Origin of the sequence: Tistrella arctica (genome assembly GCF_039630945.1) — a bacterium.
Taxonomy (GTDB): domain Bacteria; phylum Pseudomonadota; class Alphaproteobacteria; order Tistrellales; family Tistrellaceae; genus Tistrella; species Tistrella bauzanensis.
Genome location: NZ_JBBKTV010000011.1, coordinates 115,496 through 132,878 on the forward strand (window position 1 = coordinate 115,496; position 17,383 = coordinate 132,878).

Annotated in this window: 16 protein-coding genes, 2 tRNA genes and 1 other RNA gene; 6 read left to right on the top strand and 13 right to left on the bottom strand. The window is 69.0% G+C overall.

The genetic code is table 11. From position 1 onward, the window contains the following. Nucleotides 1–2: 2 nt before the first annotated feature. From WG924_RS22850 to WG924_RS22860, 3 genes are read right to left on the bottom strand one after another with little or no spacing between them, the layout of a single operon-like run. Nucleotides 3–1,481 carry an MBOAT family O-acyltransferase gene (locus tag WG924_RS22850; protein ID WP_345935366.1) on the bottom strand — a complete coding sequence of 493 codons (1,479 nt, stop codon included), beginning with the start codon at nt 1,479–1,481 and terminating at the stop codon, nt 3–5. A 27-nt stretch (nt 1,482–1,508) separates the two neighbouring features. Beyond that, entirely contained in the window at nt 1,509–2,318 is an 810-nt protein-coding gene (locus tag WG924_RS22855) for an iron-containing redox enzyme family protein (RefSeq protein WP_345935367.1), read from the bottom strand. Then, nucleotides 2,302–3,159, bottom strand: a complete 858-nt coding sequence (locus tag WG924_RS22860; protein ID WP_345935368.1) for a radical SAM protein — start codon at nt 3,157–3,159, stop codon at nt 2,302–2,304. Before WG924_RS22860 ends, WG924_RS22855 begins: the two co-directional genes overlap by 17 nt. A gap of 340 nt (nt 3,160–3,499) precedes the next feature. On the opposite strand from WG924_RS22860, the gene WG924_RS22865 reads away from it, so the two are divergent. Then, nucleotides 3,500–5,662 carry a chorismate-binding protein gene (locus WG924_RS22865; RefSeq protein ID WP_345935369.1) on the top strand — a complete coding sequence of 721 codons (2,163 nt, stop codon included), beginning with the start codon at nt 3,500–3,502 and terminating at the stop codon, nt 5,660–5,662. 130 nt (nt 5,663–5,792) lie between these two features. Then, entirely contained in the window at nt 5,793–6,638 is an 846-nt protein-coding gene (locus WG924_RS22870) for a universal stress protein (protein ID WP_345935370.1), read from the top strand. Nucleotides 6,639–6,749: 111 nt separating this feature from the next. Here the strand turns inward: WG924_RS22870 and WG924_RS22875 are convergent, their stop codons facing one another. The 9 genes from WG924_RS22875 to ssrA all read right to left on the bottom strand — a co-directional run bounded on the left by WG924_RS22875 (nt 6,750) and on the right by ssrA (nt 11,935). Next, nucleotides 6,750–8,402: a GMC oxidoreductase gene (locus WG924_RS22875; protein ID WP_345935371.1), complete on the bottom strand. Its 1,653-nt coding sequence runs from the start codon at nt 8,400–8,402 to the stop codon at nt 6,750–6,752. A 234-nt stretch (nt 8,403–8,636) separates the two neighbouring features. Beyond that, nucleotides 8,637–8,713: transfer RNA gene (locus tag WG924_RS22880), tRNA-Arg, on the bottom strand. Nucleotides 8,714–8,737: 24 nt separating this feature from the next. After that, nucleotides 8,738–9,031 carry an ETC complex I subunit gene (locus WG924_RS22885; RefSeq protein ID WP_188577115.1) on the bottom strand — a complete coding sequence of 98 codons (294 nt, stop codon included), beginning with the start codon at nt 9,029–9,031 and terminating at the stop codon, nt 8,738–8,740. A 71-nt stretch (nt 9,032–9,102) separates the two neighbouring features. Further along, nucleotides 9,103–9,179: transfer RNA gene (locus WG924_RS22890), tRNA-Pro, on the bottom strand. 101 nt (nt 9,180–9,280) lie between these two features. Continuing rightward, a complete protein-coding gene (locus WG924_RS22895; protein ID WP_345935372.1) occupies nt 9,281–9,619 on the bottom strand; it encodes a ribbon-helix-helix domain-containing protein in 339 nt (112 codons plus the stop codon). Then, nucleotides 9,616–10,257: a LysE family translocator gene (locus tag WG924_RS22900; protein WP_345935373.1), complete on the bottom strand. Its 642-nt coding sequence runs from the start codon at nt 10,255–10,257 to the stop codon at nt 9,616–9,618. The genes WG924_RS22895 and WG924_RS22900 overlap by 4 nt, the downstream gene beginning before the upstream one ends. A 68-nt stretch (nt 10,258–10,325) precedes the next feature. Next, nucleotides 10,326–10,847, bottom strand: coding sequence for a YbaK/EbsC family protein (locus tag WG924_RS22905; protein ID WP_345935374.1), 522 nt, complete (start codon nt 10,845–10,847; stop codon nt 10,326–10,328). Nucleotides 10,848–10,937: 90 nt separating this feature from the next. Beyond that, the gene (locus WG924_RS22910; RefSeq protein ID WP_345935375.1) at nt 10,938–11,459 is read right to left on the bottom strand and encodes an SspB family protein; all 522 of its coding nucleotides are present in this window, start codon (nt 11,457–11,459) and stop codon (nt 10,938–10,940) included. Between the two features lie 99 nt (nt 11,460–11,558). Further along, nucleotides 11,559–11,935: a transfer-messenger RNA gene (gene ssrA / locus WG924_RS22915) on the bottom strand. 102 nt (nt 11,936–12,037) lie between these two features. Here ssrA and thyX point away from each other — a divergent pair. Genes thyX through WG924_RS22930 form a run of 3 tightly spaced genes read left to right on the top strand, consistent with a single transcriptional unit; the run spans nt 12,038 to nt 14,617 of the window. After that, the gene (gene thyX / locus WG924_RS22920) at nt 12,038–12,976 is read left to right on the top strand and encodes an FAD-dependent thymidylate synthase (protein ID WP_345935376.1); all 939 of its coding nucleotides are present in this window, start codon (nt 12,038–12,040) and stop codon (nt 12,974–12,976) included. A 25-nt stretch (nt 12,977–13,001) separates the two neighbouring features. Further along, complete coding sequence (locus WG924_RS22925; protein ID WP_345935377.1) at nt 13,002–13,289, top strand: YciI family protein; 288 nt, start codon at nt 13,002–13,004, stop codon at nt 13,287–13,289. 26 nt (nt 13,290–13,315) lie between these two features. Beyond that, nucleotides 13,316–14,617 carry a hypothetical protein gene (locus tag WG924_RS22930; protein WP_345935378.1) on the top strand — a complete coding sequence of 434 codons (1,302 nt, stop codon included), beginning with the start codon at nt 13,316–13,318 and terminating at the stop codon, nt 14,615–14,617. A 23-nt stretch (nt 14,618–14,640) separates the two neighbouring features. Here WG924_RS22930 and WG924_RS22935 read toward each other — a convergent pair whose 3' ends face one another. Then, the gene (locus WG924_RS22935) at nt 14,641–15,768 is read right to left on the bottom strand and encodes an Mrp/NBP35 family ATP-binding protein (RefSeq protein ID WP_345935379.1); all 1,128 of its coding nucleotides are present in this window, start codon (nt 15,766–15,768) and stop codon (nt 14,641–14,643) included. A 408-nt stretch (nt 15,769–16,176) separates the two neighbouring features. On the opposite strand from WG924_RS22935, the gene hflK reads away from it, so the two are divergent. Next, the gene (gene hflK / locus WG924_RS22940) at nt 16,177–17,382 is read left to right on the top strand and encodes an FtsH protease activity modulator HflK (RefSeq protein ID WP_345935380.1); all 1,206 of its coding nucleotides are present in this window, start codon (nt 16,177–16,179) and stop codon (nt 17,380–17,382) included. Nucleotide 17,383: the final 1 nt, after the last annotated feature.

A 17,383-nucleotide genomic window follows, 5' to 3' on the forward strand; every position in this document is an offset into this window, starting at 1 on the left:
TTCTAGAACTGATAATAGATGAAGCGGCCGCCCTGACCGGCCAGCAGCAGACCGGCCAGCAGCAGCAGGCCGCCCGCCACGGCATGAAGCGGGGTCGGTGCCAGTTGCCAGCGCCGCGGCGCCGTCGCCGCCGGGCGCTTTGGTGCCCGGCCGCCACGCTGGTCGATCGCCCGCCAATGGCGCCCGATGATCTCGGCTGTCGACGGGCAGGCCCAGATGATCACACAGGTCGCGAGCAGGGCCAGCGCCCAGCCGGTGTTCAGCCGGTGCAGCCCGTCGAGCCCGCTGCCGTTCAATCCGATCATGCCGGCATAGACGGCCAAGGCCGCGTCGGTGTCGATGGCGCGGAACATCACGCCCATGCTGGCGGTGATGGCGAAGGTGGTCATCATCGCCGGCGCCGGCGGCAGGCGGCGGCTGCCCTTGCGGCCCCGCCACCAGTGCCCGGCCAGCATCAGCCAGGCCTGAAGCAGGCCCCAGACCAGGAAGGTCCAGCCCAGACCGTGCCACAGGCCGGACAGCAGCGTGGTCAAGGCCATGGCCAGCGGCAGCGGCAGGCGCCGCGCCAATGGCATGAACACATGCACCCGCATGAAGGACACGAACGAGATATGCCAGCGCCGATGCAGGTCGAAGCGGTCGACCGCCCGGAATGGCTTGTCGAAATTCAGCGGCAGGTCGATGCCGACCATGCGCGCGATGCCGACCGCCATATCGGCATAGCCCGAGAAATCGAAATAGAGCTGGAACTGGAAGCTGACTGCGGCTGTCCAGGCATCGAGCAGGCCGGGGGCCCGGCCGGCCGCGGCATCGGCGAAGATCGCGGTCGGCAGCGGGGCGATGCTGTCGGCCAGGATGGTCTTCTTGGCCAGACCGATGGCGAAGATCGCAAGCCCCACCGCCAGATCGGTGGCATTGAAGCCCAGAAACCGCCGGCCGCGGAACTGTGGCGCCAATTCGCGGTACTGGACGATCGGCCCCATCACCAGTTGCGGGAAGAACAGCAGGAACAGCAGGAAATCCAGCGGTCGCGGGGCCGTGAACCGCCGCCTGAGGCAATCGACCAGGAAGGCGATCAACTGGAAGGCCACGAAGGACAGGCCGAGCGGAATCAGGATCTGTGTGGCGGTGCTGAACGAGGCGGCGGAACCGTCGGCATCGGTGAACCACGGCGACAGCCGGGCCTTGTAGAAGATCAGCAGACCCAGAACGCCGGCGATCGCTGCGGCCAGGATCAGGTGTCGCCACAGTTTATGGCGGTCGTCGATCGTCAGCAGCAGCCGGCCCGCGCCATAGCTGCCGACCGCCGCCGCCAGCACCGGCACCAGATGCAGCGGGTTCCAACTGGCATAGAACAGGATCGATGCCGCCAGCAGCCACAGCATCGCCGGCACCGCGCCCAGCGGGCGGGCGATCAGATGAAAGCCCGCGACGGTCGCGGGCAGGAAGATCAGGATGAACAGCGGATCGGGAAAGATCATGCCGCCGGCGCGATCACGACGGCGTGGTCATGAGGGGCTGGTCATGGCACACCACCAGCCGGGTTGGCGGCTGGCCATGTCGGTGGCGCCGTCGCCGCCATAGCTGAGCCACCAGTCATGGGCACCCTGCATGACCGCGTCGGCGATCGCCGCCTGCCGCCGGTGGTCGCGGCCGGCAAGTCGCGCCATCAGGGCGACCGCCTGCCCGCCATGTTCCAGATCCGCCGCCAGATGGGCGGTGAAAAACACGATCCCGGCCTCATCATGGCCGCGCGCGCGCAGGCCATCGATGATCGGGCCGAAGGTGGCCGGTACCAGCGCTTCCTGCCCGACCATGAGATAGGCCATCGCCGCCAGCCAGTCGCCGGCGGCCAGATAGGCCGCGAAACGGGTGAGCCGCCGGTTGATGCCATCGGCCGATGCCATGGCCAGGGCATCGTCGACGGTCATGTCCAGGCTGTGGAGGAAGATTTCCGCCCAGCGCAGATGCACCGCCTGTGGCCGCAGGGCAAGGCCCTGGCCCGAGACGATGCGCAGGCCTTCCTCGTCGATCAGGTTCTCGATCAGCATCAGCCGGGCCTCGGGGGCGTCGGCCAGACGGATCAGCGCGGCGAGCTGGCCGGTGAAGGCGCGCGCGCCCACATAGGCGCTGACCGCCAGACGCCGTTCCAGCGCGCGCGGGCAGCGTGGCGACGCAAGCGCGCGCACCATCCGCGTCTGCCCCACCGGACAGGTTCCGACGATGTGCTGCAGCCGGGCCGCGAAGGCCGCTGTCGCATCGTCCAGGGGCTGCCTGTCGCATCCGGGGCTGTCGGCCGGATCAGTAGCGGTTCTCATTGGCCATCACATGTTCGAAGAACGGCTCGACAAACCCTTCGGGGGTGATGCGGCCGCGTTCCTCCGAGCCCAGATCCGGCCATTCCGTCAGTTGGAACTTGACGCCGTCGACGAAGAAGTCGAGATGGGAGCGGCCGCGCTCCATGCGCTGCCAGCTATCGCGGGGCCGGTCGAGTGCGGTTTCGGCAAGCCGGATCAACTCGTCCAGCCGGAAAGGGTCGGTTTCCATGAACCGGCCGATCTGGCCCACCGAGCGCAGATGGATCTCGCGCACCTGCGGGCGGCCGCGCAGATGGTTCATGAACACCGGCAGATGGCCGTCATTCACGCCCCGCACCAGGATCATGCCGGCGGTGACGAACAGGTTCTCGGCGCACATGTTGTCGAGGGCGGCAAGCTTCTTGGTGGCGCAGCGCAGATCGTCGACCGCTTCATAGAGGTCGTCGTCGAGCCCGCCATCGAAGGAGACATGCACGGTGCGCAGCCCCGACGCCTTCAGCCGCGCGACATAACGCCGGTCGGCCAGCTTCAGGGCGTTGGTCAGCAGGACCGGCAGATGACCGGTATCGCGCACCCGGGCGATCAGATCCGGCAGATCCCGGCGCATGGTCGGCTCGGCACCCACGATGCGCAGCCTGATCCGGCGCGGGAAGCGGGCGATCAGCGCGATCAACCAGTCCGCATCCAGATCGGGGACGTCGCGGTTCGGAATATAGCAATTGCGGCAGACCATGTTGCAGCGATGGGTGACATCGGCGATCACGGTCCGGAACGGGTTGTCTTCCGGGGCGAAGCGCAGGCCCGAACTCGCCAGTGCCAGTGCCGCGGCCGGATCCGACACCGTAGCAGTACCTCGGCGATGCGATGACGCCGCAGGCGCGAAGACGCGGGGCCGGGTCGCGGGGATGCCAGGGGCAGAAGCGCTCATGGGAAAGGATGCCTCATCGGCTGAACGAAGGATGCCACCGCGCGATGCGCAGACGGGGCGATACCGCAGTGCAGCGTATAGCGGATTTCACCATGGCCGGCCAGTTCCGATGCCGCCAGTGTCAGATGAGAGGCTTTTCCATGTCGCTCAGGGCCATCAATCCCTGGCCAAACCGCGCGACATGGTTATATCCAACGCGCTCTGGCCGATGCGGCCGGCGCTTCGTCCTCGACTGGCCACGGGATATCGCCGGATGCGCTGCCTGCTGATCGACAATCATGACAGCTTCACCGGCAATCTGGCCCGGCTGTGGTGGCAGGTCACCGGCGTTCTGCCGGTGATCGTGCCGCATGACGCGGCGCATTGGCGGGATCTGGCCGGCGATGGCTTCCGGGCGGTGCTGATTTCACCGGGGCCGGGGCGGCCCGATACGCCGGCCGATTTCCGGCTGGGGGCCGAGGTGCTGCGCGCGGCGCTGGTGCCCGGCAGCCGGCTTGCCGTGCTTGGCATCTGCCTGGGCCATCAGGGGCTGGCGATCGCCGCCGGTGGCGCCGTGATCCGCGCGGGCGAGCCGCGCCACGGCCGGCTGAGCCCGGTGGTTCATCACGGACACCGGCTGCTTTCAGGGCTGGCATCGCCCTTCATGGCGGTGCGCTATCATTCGCTGGTCGCGGCCGAACCGGTGCCCGATGATCTGCAGGTGCTGGCGCGGGCCGGCGATGACGGCGCGGTGATGGCGCTGGGCCACCGGACGGCGCCGGTGTTCGGCGTGCAGTTCCATCCGGAATCAATTCTGACCAATGATGGCGCGCGGCTGCTGGCGAATTTCGCCGGGATCGCGGCAGGGCACGGTGACCCGGTCTCCGCAGAGGCGGGGCAAGTCCTGCCCCCATCATCAGGCGGCGGCGTATCGTCGGCGCCGGAACACCGTGACTGGCCGGCGGGCATGCTGCCCGATCCGGGGCCGGCGGGCTGGCAGGTGCTGCGGCGGCGGGTGGGCGAGGCCGTGGATATCGAGGCGGTGGCCGATCTGGCGTGCCGCGAGGGCGGCTGGTCGCTGTGGCTGGATGCGGCCGATGGCGACCCGGCGGCGCGGCCGGTGATCCTGGCGGCCCAGGGCCCCGCCGCCCGGCGGCTGCGCTATCGGGTGGCCGCGCGGCGGCTGACCGTGGCCGATGGCGCCGGCCGCCTGCTGGGCCATGTCGACGGCCCGGTCTTCGACCTGCTGGACGACATGGCCCGCCGGATCGGCCGGGTGGCGCCGGTGGCGGGCGATGACGGCGCGCCGCTGCCCGGGCCGGGCTTCTATGGCTATCTGGGCTATGAACTGGCCGAGATCGCGACCGGCGTGCCGCATCATGCCAGCCGCCACGACGATCTGCGGCTGATTCTGGCCGACCGGCTGCTGGTGGCGGCGCCGGGGCCGGATGGCGGCCATGCGATCGAGGCGGTGATGCTGGTGCCGGCGGCCGACCCCGCCGCCATCGCTGCGGCACAGGCCTGGGCGGATGACTGGTTGGCGCGGCTGGCGGTGGCCCGCCCCCTGCCGGCTGTGGACATGACCCCGATCGCCCATCGGGTGACCGCCCGCCACGGCCCCGACAGCTATCGCCGCCGCATCCGCGCGGCGCAGCGGCTGATCCGGATGGGGCAGTCGTTCGAGATCTGCCTGACCAGACAGATGCATGTCGCCGGGCCGGTGGATGCCTGGACCAGCTATCGCCGGCTGCGGCGCATGGCGCGGGCGCCGCTGATGGCGTGGCTGGGCTTCGGCGATGTCAGCGTGCTGTCGGCCTCCCCCGAACTGTTTCTGGAGGTGGATATGAGCGGCGGCCGCGCGATCGCCCGGCCGATCAAGGGAACCATCGGCCGGGGCGCCGATCCGGCGGCCGATGCCGCGCAGATCGCCATGCTGGCCGGTAGTGAAAAGGAGCGGGCGGAAAACCTGATGATCGTGGATCTGATGCGCAACGATCTGGGCCGGATGGCACGGCCCGACGGGGTGGATGTGCCGGTGCTGTTCGGCATCGAGAGCTTTGCCACCCTGCATCAGATGGTGAGCACGGTGCGGGCCCGGCTGCGGCCCGACGCCACCGCGATCCAGGTGCTGGCGGCGTGTTTTCCCGGCGGATCGATGACCGGCGCACCCAAGCGTCGGACGCTGGAGATCATCGCCCGGCTGGAAGGCGGCCCCAGGGGGATCTATTCCGGCGCCATCGGCCGGATCGGCCTGGACGGATCGATGCGCCTGGCGATGGTGATCCGCACCGTGGTGGTGGATGAGGATGGCGCCAGCATCGGCGCCGGCGGCGCCATCACCCATCTGTCCGATCCGGACGGCGAGGTCATGGAAATGGCGCTGAAGGCAAGAGTGCCGGTGGCGGCGGTTTTTCCGCAGCGAAATGGGGTATCTTGATCCCGATCAAGGTTTCGGGCGACGCTCCGGCTAGACTTGAAACCAAGAGGACGGGCATTGCCGCTCGTCCCGGTGCGAGACGGGCCATCATGCCCGCCATCGCGGTCAGGTGCCCTCAGGAGATCCGGTCATGTCCTATAAGTCCCTGCTCGTTCATGTCGATGATCGTCCGTCGACCGAAGCCCGGCTCGACGTCGCGCGGATCCTGAAGGAGCGGTTCGACGCGCATCTGACCGCGGTGTACATGTCGGTCGACATCGTGATGCCCGGCTACATGATGGAACATGTGCCCTCCAGCGTGCTGGAGACGGCGGCGGCCGAGCGCAAGCGCCAGTCCAAGGCGCGTCTGGCCGAGATCGAGACCATGCTGAAGCGCCGCCACCTGACCGTGGAGATGCGCAGCGAAAGCGTGATCGCGACCGATTACATCGACCGCGTGGCCCTGCATGCCCGCTATGCCGACCTGACCATTCTGGGCCAGCCCGAGCCCGGCACCGACGATGCCGGCGACCTGCTGATCGAGGAGACCATGTTCGGCGCCGGTCGGCCGGTGCTGGTGGTGCCCTATATCGGCCTGCCCAAGGAGCGGACGGTGGGCGAGCATATTCTGGCCGCCTATGATGGCGGCCGCGAGGCCACCCGCGCCCTGGTCGACGCCCTGCCGATGCTGAAGGCGGCCAAGACCGTGCAGCTTCTGGTGATCAACCCCAAGCCCGGCCGCCATGGCGAGATGCCCGGCAGCGACATGGCCAGCTATCTGGCCCGCCACGGCGTGAAGGTCGAGGTGGTGGTCGAGAAGCTGTCGACCAGCGATGTCGGCATCGGCGACGCCGTGCTGAACCGGATCGCCGAGACCGGCATCGACCTGCTGGTGATGGGCGCCTATGGCCACAGCCGGCTGCGCGAACTGGTGCTGGGCGGCGTGACCCGCCACATCATGGGCCACATGACCGTGCCGGTGCTGATGTCGCACTGATCATCGGATAAGGGGCGCGCCACCCGCGCGCTGGATGTCTTGAGAGACGCAGATGGCCCGCCATGGGGAAACCCGTGGCGGGCCATCTGCGTCGATTGACGAGGCCGCCGGTCAGGTCGCCGCGACCTTGGCCGGGATCAGCGCCATGGCGCGTTCGGCCATCGCGGTGATGGTGAGCGACGGGTTGACACCGGGATTGGATGGCACGGCCGAGCCATCGACGACATAGAGCCCGTCATAGCCGAACAGGCGGTGGGCGGTGTCGATGACGCCCCGGCCGGCATCGGCGCCGATCACCGCGCCGCCCAGGATATGGGCCGTGGTCGGCTTGCCGGCCAGGGTTTCGGTGATCAGCGAGAAGGCGATGCCGTTGATCCGCCGCGCGAAGCGCCGGGCGAAGGCGCTGGCGGCCGGCACCACGGCGGTGGGCAGGGGGCCGGTGTCGGGCCGGCTGATCAGACGGCCCCGGGCGTCCAGATCCAGGCGCAGGCAGCCGCCCCCGGTCTGCATCGCCAGGATGGTGTTGCTGTGGGCGCTGCGGTCGCGGCGGAACAGGGCGCGGGCATGTGCGCGGGGGTGGCGGAGCATGCGGCCCAGAATGCCGCGCAGCCGCGCGCCGGCGGTGGCGCCTTCGCCATGGGGAAAGCTGACCGGGGCGAAGACGTTCGATCCCGGCGGATAGCGCACCAGCTCGATATGCGTGCCGTCGGCCAGGGTATAGCCGGCCGTGATCCCGATGCCGGTGGCATAGATGGTGTCGTCCAGCGACTGAACCTGGATGACCGCTTCGGAATTGGTCCGCACCGCATGCCCCAGCCTGTCGGACAAGGCCGGCAGGCTGCCCTGGCGTTTCAGACGCAGCAGCAGCGGCACGGTGCCGAGCACGCCGCCTGCAAACACCACCCGGCCGGCGGTCACCGTAGCCACCGGCAGTGGTGTCTTGCGGCCCCTGGTCGCGGTTTTCAACCCCGTGCCCGTCAGCGTGACGACATAGCCGCTGCCACCATCCCGGCTGGCGGGCAGGGGGCGGACATCGGTGACGGTGGTTTCCGCCCGGACCTCTGCACCCAGCCGCTCCGCCAGCCACAGATAGTTCCGGTCCAGCGTGTTCTTGGCCCCGTAGCGGCAGCCGAGCATGCAGGCGGCGCAGAACCGGCACGGCTGACGGTCGGGGCCGGCACCGTTGAAATACGGATCGGCGACCGCCGGCGCATCGGGGCCGGGCGGGCTGTCAGGGGCGGGCGGGCTGTCAGGTTGGGGCGGGCCGTCGCCGAAGAAGATGCCGACCTCGGTGGGGCCGGCATGATCGGCGCGGCCATCTTCCGCGGCCAGGTCATAAAGGGCGACATCGCCGGGTTCCAGGCGCGGCTGGGTGGCGACCCCCAGCATCCGGCGCGCCGTCTGGTAATGTGGTGCCAGTTCGGCCCGCCAGTCGGCGAGGCCCTGCCAGTCGCCGCCGTCATAGAAGCCGTCGCGCGGCACCGGCAGGGTGGCGCCATAGACCAGCGACCCGCCACCGACACCCACGCCCGACAGGATGGTCTGATGCTTCAGCAGGGTCATCCGGAACGGGCCGCGCCAGCCGCGCGACGGCGCCCACAGCCAGCGGCTGAGCTGGCGGTTGGTGGTGGGGAAATCGTCCGGCGCGAACCGCCGGCCCTGTTCGACCACCAGCACCCGATAGCCCTTCTCGGCCAGTCTGAGCGCCGAGACCGAGCCACCGAAGCCCGAGCCGACCACGACCACATCCCAGTCGGTCGTCATGGCTCCGGTCATTGCACCGTCAGCGGTTGTCATTGCGTCGTCCTATCCCGATCGATCTCCGGCGCCAGCGCCGGATCAACACGTGTCAGGACAGGTTATGGAGAAATAAATCGCGTGATAAGAGAATTCTGAGGGCGGCGCGGCCGTTCCGTTCGTGCCGGTTGCGCCAGGCATGGCGGCGACATGAAAACGCGCCGCAGCCGGGAATGCCCGGGCTGCGGCGCGTTTCTCATATGGCGTGCCCTGCAGGATTCGAACCTGCGACCGCCGGCTTAGAAGGCCGATGCTCTATCCGACTGAGCTAAGGGCACTTGAGGCATGGGGCCGGGGCCCGATCAGCGCACCCGGTCCCAGCGGAAACGGTCGGCATAGGCCTGGATCTTGGGCGCGCGCAGATGCGGCTCGAAGATCTCATAGGTCAGGCCCTTGCGTCTGGCGAAGGCGATGGCGGCCTCTTTGCTGTCGAAGCGCAGCACCACCTGCTGATCGGTGTCGGCCGAACTGGTCCAGCCCATCAGCGGATCGATGCGCTTCGCGGTTGCGGGTTCCATCTCCAGCACCCATTTACGGGTGTTGCCACGGCCGGACTGCATGGCGGTCTTCGCCGGCTGGTAGATGCGCGCGTCCATCGCCCTGCAAGATCCTTGATCGACCGGCCCGCGGGCGCGGGCCGTGTTGATGATCCGTGCCCGAAGAAAGATGGTCGGGGCGGCGTGATTCGAACACGCGACCCTCTGCTCCCAAAGCAGATGCGCTACCAGGCTGCGCTACGCCCCGCCCTGACGCCCCGGGGCCGGGGGCGTCACCTGTGCTTTCGGCTTTGACTTATACCACTCGGGCCCTGCTGCGCAAGCGTCGGGGCGGCGGATTGGGCGTCGTCAGCGATCACCGGGTGCGATCGCGGCCTTTTCCGGGGCCGACGGATCATGACCGGCGGCGCCGGGGGGCGCCGTGCCCCGCTCGGATTCGGCCAGCGCGAACAGGCGCAGCGCGCTCGACAGGTTCACCCGCTCCACCGCCCGCGCCGCATCGACCGCCGCGATCAGGCCGCCCAGCGACATGCCGCGGGCCCGCGCCGCCCGCTTCAGCACCTGCCAGAACGGCGTTTCCAGCGACACGCTGGTGCGGTGGCCGCGGATCGAGACCGACCGCTTTTCGACCGCCGCGTCCAGTGGCGGCAGCGCTGCCGGATTGCCGTCCGGGCCGATGCTCGTCATCCGAACAGACCTCCACCATGATCCCAGATCAGCAGCACGCCGAAGCCCATCAGGATGGCGCCGGTCAGCCGGTTGATCCAGCGTTGCACCACGGGCCGCGACAGTTGACGCCGGGCGGCTTCCGCCGCCAGCGCCACCGGCACCTGCCAGACGATGTTGATGGCCAGCAGGGCCAGGGCCAGCATCACCAGTTGCGGCGTGGCCGCGCGGGCGGGATCGACGAAACCGGGCATCAGCGCCAGAAACAGCAGGATGACCTTGGGGTTGAGCAGGTTGGTGAGCATCGCGTCGCGTAGCGCGGCCCCCGCGCCGACCGTGCGGCCGGCGGTATCGATGCGCATCAGCCCGCCGCGAAAGGATTGCAGGCCCAGCCAGCCCAGATAGCCGCCGCCGGCCAGTGCCACCAGACCGAACAGGCGTGGCGACGACGCAATCACCACCGACAGCCCCAGCGCCGCCAGCGCGGTGTGGCCCACCAGCCCCAACTGAACGCCGGCCACCGTGGCCATGCCGGTGCGGGTGCCGGAATTCAGGGTGTTGCGCAGGATCAGCAGCGTGTCCGGCCCGGGGGAGATCACGATCGCCAGGGCAACCGACAGAAAGGCCAGCAGCGTGGCCGGCGCGACGGGAAGGTCCATGATGGCCGTTCTGTGCGGGTGATGGGCGTGCGGGGGAGGCGTGCGCGGATTAGGGGCGTGCAACCAACTCAGCGGTCGGCGGCGATGGCGGCCGTGATGGCGCCGGCGATCCGCGCCAGATCGGTGGCGGTGGTCTGAAACACGGCATGCGGCGTGCCGGCGGCAGCCCAGACCGCGTCCAGCGCGAACAGCCCCTGGTCGATCACCGCAACCGGTGGCGTCGCGTGGCCGACCGGCGGCACGCCGCCGATGGCGAAGCCGGTATGGCGGCGGACGAAATCGGCATCGGCCCGCGCGACCCGGCCGCCCGCGGCCGTGGCCAGGCGGGTGGTATCGACCCGGTCGGCGCCGCCGATCAGCGCCAGCACCGGCACGTCATCATCGGCGCGGCGGAAGATCAGCGATTTCACGATCGCCTCAGGAGTGCAGCCGACAGCGGCGGCCGCCTCGGCGGCCGAGCGGGTGCTGTCGGGGAAAATGCGGATCAGCGCCGGATGGCCGGCCTGCGCCAACGCCGCCGCCACCCGGCGGCTGGCGGCGGGCAGGTCGTCTGGCATAGGGAAGGGCGCGGCGGCTTCGTGCTGGATCATCGGATCACGCTAAACCGGGGCGTGAGACAAGACAAGCCCGCACATCGGAATGCGCGGGCCTGTCTATGACGGAGAGACCGGATGTGGCGGTCAGCGCTTGCGGAAGCGGTCCAGCGCCACGACGTTGTCGCCGGCGTCGCCCTCGGCGGCGGCGGGCTTTGCCGCGGCGTCGTTGTCCTGAGCGCCGGGAAGGCGGTCTTCCAGCTCGAACAGATCGTCCTCGACATCCTCGCCGTCTTCGTCGAACACGTCGTCGGCGTCGTCGACCGCGTGGAATTGAAGGCCGAACTTGACGCTGGGGTCGGCGAAGCCGGTGATCGTGGCAAAGGGCACGACCAGCCGTTCATGACGCCCGCCAAAGGCCAGCGTCACCGCGAAGCCGTGGCTGTTGACGTCCAGGCCCCAGTACTGATGCTCGATGACGATGGTCATCTCGTCGGGATAGCGGGCGCGCAGATACTCCGGCACCTCGACACCCGGAGCCTGGGTCCGGAAGGTGAGGTAGAAATGATGACCGTCGCTGAGGCCATGTTCCGCGGCCTCTTCGAGTACCGTGCGGACCACCCCGCGCAAGGCGGTGTCGATGAGCTGGTCGTAAGCGATCTGCGGCATGCGGCGTCCGGTCTCGATGTCGGTTGCCCGGCCCGCCCCCCTGGCACTCAGGGCCCGACCCCGGGGATGGCCCCGACGACGGCAGCGGCCGGCGTATGAAGTGGGGGGCTTCTGTTGCCCGGTGCCCCCCGGACCGCGCTTACCGATTAGGCAGCGAGGGCAAAACGATTATCGTTCGCACCTGTTTTGTTGACCCGATAACGGCGGTATCATGCCGGGCGAAGACCAAACCTTTACCTCGCACGTCGATCCTGGCTCGCCCCCACAAAACACCGGCCCGGAAGCCGGTGGTCGTTCGCCGGCCCGAAGACCGGAGATCTGACCGCCGGCCCGAAAGCCGGTGGTCTGAAGCTGGTGGAGGCGCCGGGCACTGCCCCCGGGTCCGATACGATTATTCCGAGAGGCCCTGTATCGCCATAGCCGACCTTGCGGCCGGCACCTCATATATAGGCGGTCGATCGCCACATGCAAAGCCCAAGCTGCGGCAATGCGTCCTGATACCGCGCCCTACTTGCGCATCCGTGGCCCCGCGGGGTATCCAGTGGCCACCGTAGCAATGCCCCGAGGAGGCTGACCCCATGACCGTAACCCCTGAGCAGCAGGCGGAAATCGACGCTCTGCGCGCGGAGGCGGTGCCGACCCTGCGCGTGGTGGCGCCCGGCATGGAAAGCGTGCTGCACACGGCGTTTCCCGTGCTCGATCATGGCTTCATCCGCGTGGTCGATTATATGGGCGACGACGCGGCGGTGGTGCAGGCGGCGCGGGTTTCGTATGGCCGCGGCACCCGCCGGGTCAATGAAGATCGCGGGCTGATCAACTATCTGATGCGCCACCGCCACACCACACCGTTCGAGATGTGCGAGATCAAGCTGCATGTGAAGCTGCCGATCTTCGTGGCGCGGCAGTGGATCCGCCATCGCACGGCGAATGTGAATGAATATTCCGCCCGCTATTCGATCCTCGATCGGGAATTCTATGTCCCGGCGCCGGATCAGGTGGCGGCACAGTCGACCAGCAACCGCCAGGGCCGCGACCAGGTGCTGCCACCCGATCAGGCCGGTCAGGTGCTGGACATGCTGCGCGACGACGCCCGGCGGGTGTACGACAATTATCGCCACATGCTGAACGAGGCCGATGACGGCACGCCGGTGGACCCCGCCCGCGACGGGCTGGCGCGTGAACTGGCGCGGATGAACCTGACGCTGAATTACTACACGCAGTGGTACTGGAAGACCGATCTGCACAATCTGCTGCATTTCCTGTCGCTGCGCGCCGATCCGCATGCCCAGTACGAGATCCGGGTCTATGCCGATGCGATGATGGATGTTGTGCATCGCTGGGTGCCGCTGGTGGCGGCGGCCTTCGAGGAATATCGCCTGGGCGGGGCGCATCTGTCGCGTTCCGCACTGCATGTGGTGCGCCGGATGCTGGCGGGTGAGCGGCTTCTGCGCGAAGATAGCGGCATGAGCGCGCGAGAGTGGCGCGAGTTGATGGACCTGCTGGGCCGCGAGGCCTGAGCGGTCGACCACGAGGACATATCCGATGCAGTTTCTGGTCATCGCCCGTGACGGCACCGATGCCGAGGCCCTGAACCGCCGGATGGCCGCCCGGCCGGCGCATTTCGAGAATGCCCGCCGGATGAAGGCCTGCGGGCAACTGATCACCGGCGGCGCCATGCTCGACGCCGAGGGCCGGATGATCGGATCGATGATGCTGGCCGAGTTCCCCGATCAGGCGGCATTGGAGGCGGCGATCGCCGCCGACCCTTATGTCGAGGGTCAGGTGTGGCAGGATATCGAGATCAAGCCGTTCCGGGTCGCGCCGCTTTGAACTGGCGGCGATTGACGGGGGTTGTGGTGGTTGCCACCTCGCTTGGGGCCGCATCGACCGCATCTGTCGCCGCCGGCACGGCGGCGCCGGGGGGCGAGCCGCCGAGCGTGCGGTCACTGTGCCAGGTGCTGGCCGGGCGGATGGATGCGATCAACAAGGGCCAGGGCCCGGCCTTTCTGCGCAGTTGGGACAATGCGGCCGGCGAAGGCCCGCATGACGATCCGGCGCTGGCCGGCGCCGCCTTCGCCTATGACAACGCCCTGGCGGTGCAGGCTCTGATCGCCTGCGGCCGCCATGATGCCGCGGGCCGGATCGCGGCCGCCCTGGCCGATGCGGTGCTGACCGGCGCCCGCAGCCTGCCCGATGCCGATCGCAACCGGGTGCGCAACGCTTATCGCGCCGGCGCCCAGACCGAAAGCCCGCCACCGCCGAACGGCTGGTGGGATGGCAGCGCCGGCCGCTGGGTGGAAGATCCCTATCAGGTCGGCACGGCGACCGGCAATGCCGCCTGGGTGGCGCTGGCGCTGTTGAGCGTGGCCGAGCGTGGCGCCCGTGGCGCGAATGACAGCCCGCCGCCATTCAACGCCATGCTGCGCGACGAGGCCCGCAATGCCGCCCGGCTGATCGGCCGCTGGGTGATCAACGCCACGGCCGACGGCGATGATGACAACGGGCCGGGCGGCTATACCGGCGGCATCGCCGGCGCCGGCGAGGGCCGGCAGGCGATCGGCTGGAAATCGACCGAACATCACGCCGATCTGGCGGCGATGTTCACCCGGCTGGCCGCGATCGACCCCGACCAGCCCGACTGGCCGAAGGCCGCGGCGCGGGCACGGGCGTTTCTGGATGCGATGTGGGCGGCGGGCAAGGGGGATCATTTTCCCACCGGCACCCTGCCGGATGGCCGGACGGTCAACACCGCGACATCGGGGCTGGATGCCCAGCTATGGCCGTTGTTGCTGGCCGACGCGCCGGATGACTGGCGCGCGGCCTTCGCCTATGCCGAGGCAGCCCACGGCGTGGATGGCGGCTTCGATTTCAACGATGACCGCGACGGCATCTGGATCGAGGGCACGGCCCAGGCAGCCCTGGTGCTGCGGGTGCTGGACCGGCCCGACGAGGCGCGGGTGATGCTGGAGGGCCTGCTGGCCGATCAGTCGCCCGGCGGCTATCTGTTCGCGACCCGCGCGCCTTCCATCACCACCGGCCTGGCCATCGGCCCCGACAGCACAACCGATGATTTCAGGTATCACCGGTGGCCGCATCTGGGGGCGACCGCCTGGGCGGTGCTGGCGGGGCTGGGATTCAATCCGTTCATCGGGCGTTGATCGCCGTCCATGGTTGCGTGGGATCAGTCCTCGATCATGATGCGCGGCGGCTCGCGATGGGCCTTGGCGATGCTGTCGACCACGCCGGCGGCGATGGCGTGATAGGGGGCAGCCGCCTCACTGTCGGGGGCAACCGCGACCACGGGGCGACCTTCATCCGACATGATCCGCACCTCAAGGTCGAGTGGCACGGCGCCAAGGAACGGCAGGCCCAGCTTCAGCGCCTCGTCGCGGGCGCCGCCATGACCGAAGATGTCGGAGCGGCCACCGCAATGCGGGCAGGTGAACCAGCTCATATTCTCGACCAGCCCCAGGATCGGCACCTCGACCCGGCGGAACATGGCAAGGCCCTTGCGCGCATCCAGCAGGGCGATGTCCTGCGGCGTCGAGACGATCACGGCGCCGGCCAGCGGCACGCGCTGGGCGATGGAGAGTTGAACGTCGCCGGTGCCGGGCGGCATGTCGAGCACCAGGATATCGAGCGGCGCCCAGTCGGTTTCGCGCAGGAACTGGTCGAGCGCGCCCTGCACCATCGGCCCGCGCCAGATCAGCGGCGTATCCTCCTCGACCATCAGGCCGATCGACATGGCCTTCAGGCCCCAGCCGACCTTAGGGGTGATCCGCTTGCCGTCGGGGCTGTCGGGGCGCCCCGACAGGCCCAGCATCCGCGGGATCGACGGACCGTAGACATCGGCGTCCAGCAACCCCACCTTCAGGCCACGCGCCTGGAGCGCCAATGCCAGATTGACCGCCAGAGTCGACTTGCCGACACCGCCCTTGCCCGAGGCGACCGCGATGACCGCTTTCACGCCGGGCAGGGTGGGGGCCGCCGGGCGCGGCCGGCCGGCGGCTGGCCCGGGGGCGGCTGACGTGGGGGCGGCTGGCGGCCGCTGGGCGGGGCCGCGTTCGGCCGTCAGCACCGCCGAGGCGCGCTTCACGCCGCGCACGGATGCGGCGGCGGCTTCAACCGCCCGGCGCAGCGGTTCGGTGGCGCCGGCGCGTTCGGGCGTCGTCTCGACCATGATCCGCGCGACACCATCTTCGACGGCGACACCCGATATCCGGCCCGATGCGACCACGTCGCGACCACGTTCCGGATCGGCTATCCCGGCGAGCGCTGACAGAATCTGGTCGCGAACGGTCCGTGACATGGTTGAAAACTCCGGGTTCATTGCGATATAGCCCGAGGATCGGGCATTTGGACGACCGATGCCGGGCGGTCCGATATGGAGCGGCCGGCACCGGTGGACACCGCCGGGAAACCGGCGGGGCCGGCCGAAAGGCTGGCGGTGGCAGTGATATAAGCGCAACGTCGCGCCATGCACCATATGGACTTGCATCATATGGTGGGGGTGCGACGGTGTGGCACCATGTGGTGCCGGGCCCCGGCCGCGCAAGCGGCGGGCCGTGCCGATATCTCGACACCGGCCGATGATGGGGCTATGCGGCTGTGGTATCGCATGGCTCCGAGACGCCGGCGGCGGTGCGACCGATGGTCGCAAACAACCGTCCGTCGCGCGACGGGTTCGACCACGACACGAAGCGGGGATCAATCGAGCATGCCGTGGAACACGCCGGGCGGTGGACAGGGAGGCGGCCCTCAGGGGCCATGGGGGCGCGGGCCCAGCGGACCGCAGCCGCCAGACCTGGATGAACTGCTGCGCAAGAGCCAGGAACGCATGCGTCGCGTGCTGCCGGGCGGAGGTGGCGCCGGCAGCGGGCGCCTGATCGCCGTGGTGGCGGCTGTCGGTCTGGCCATCTGGCTGGGCACCGGGTTCTATCGCGTGCAGCCCGACGAGCAGGGCGTCGAACTGGTGTTCGGCCGCTGGGTCAACACCACGACGCCGGGCCTGCACTATAACTGGCCGACACCGATCGGCGAGGTCTACAAGCCCGCGGTCACCAAGGTGAACCGGGTGGAGATCGGCTATCGGTCGGGCACCGATTTCGGGCGCGCCGCCGGCGTGCGCGAGGTCAATGCCGAAAGCCTGATGCTGACCGGCGACGAGAACATCATCGATATCGACGTGACGGTGTTCTGGCGGATCAAGGATGCCGGCGCCTATCTGTTCGAGATTCAGCGCCCCGACACCACCATCAAATCGGTGGCGGAAAGTGCTATGCGCGAGACCGTGGGCCAGACGCCGTTGCAGTTCGTGCTGACCGAGGGCCGCGCGCGGATCGAGCAGCAGACCCGCGATCTGATGCAGTCGGTGCTGGACACGTATAAATCCGGCGTCGAGGTCACCCAGGTGCAGTTGCAGAAGGTCGATCCGCCGCAGCAGGTCATCGATGCCTTCCGCGATGTCCAGGCGGCCCGTGCCGACCAGGAGCGGGCGCAGAACGAGGCGGAAGCCTATCGTAACGGCATCCTGCCCCGCGCCCGTGGTGAAGCGGAACGGCTGGTCCAGGAAGCCCAGGCCTATCGCGAGCAGGTGGTTGCGGATGCCGAAGGCTCGGCCGATCGCTTCACCTCGATCCTGACCGCCTATAACAACGCCAAGGACATCACCGCCCGTCGTCTGTATCTGGAGACGATGGAGGATGTGCTGGGCGGGATGAGCAAGATCATCATCGAGCCGGGCGTGTCGGGCAATGGCGCGGGCGGCGGCCAGTCGGTCGTGCCGTACCTGCCGCTCGACCGACTGATCCGCGAGCCGCAGCCCGCGGCACGCGACGGGGCCGAGGCCGCAGGGACGTCGGGCTATTCCAGCCCGGCGGCGCCGGCATCGGCGCCGGTGCCCAACAGCAACCAGCCGCGTTGAG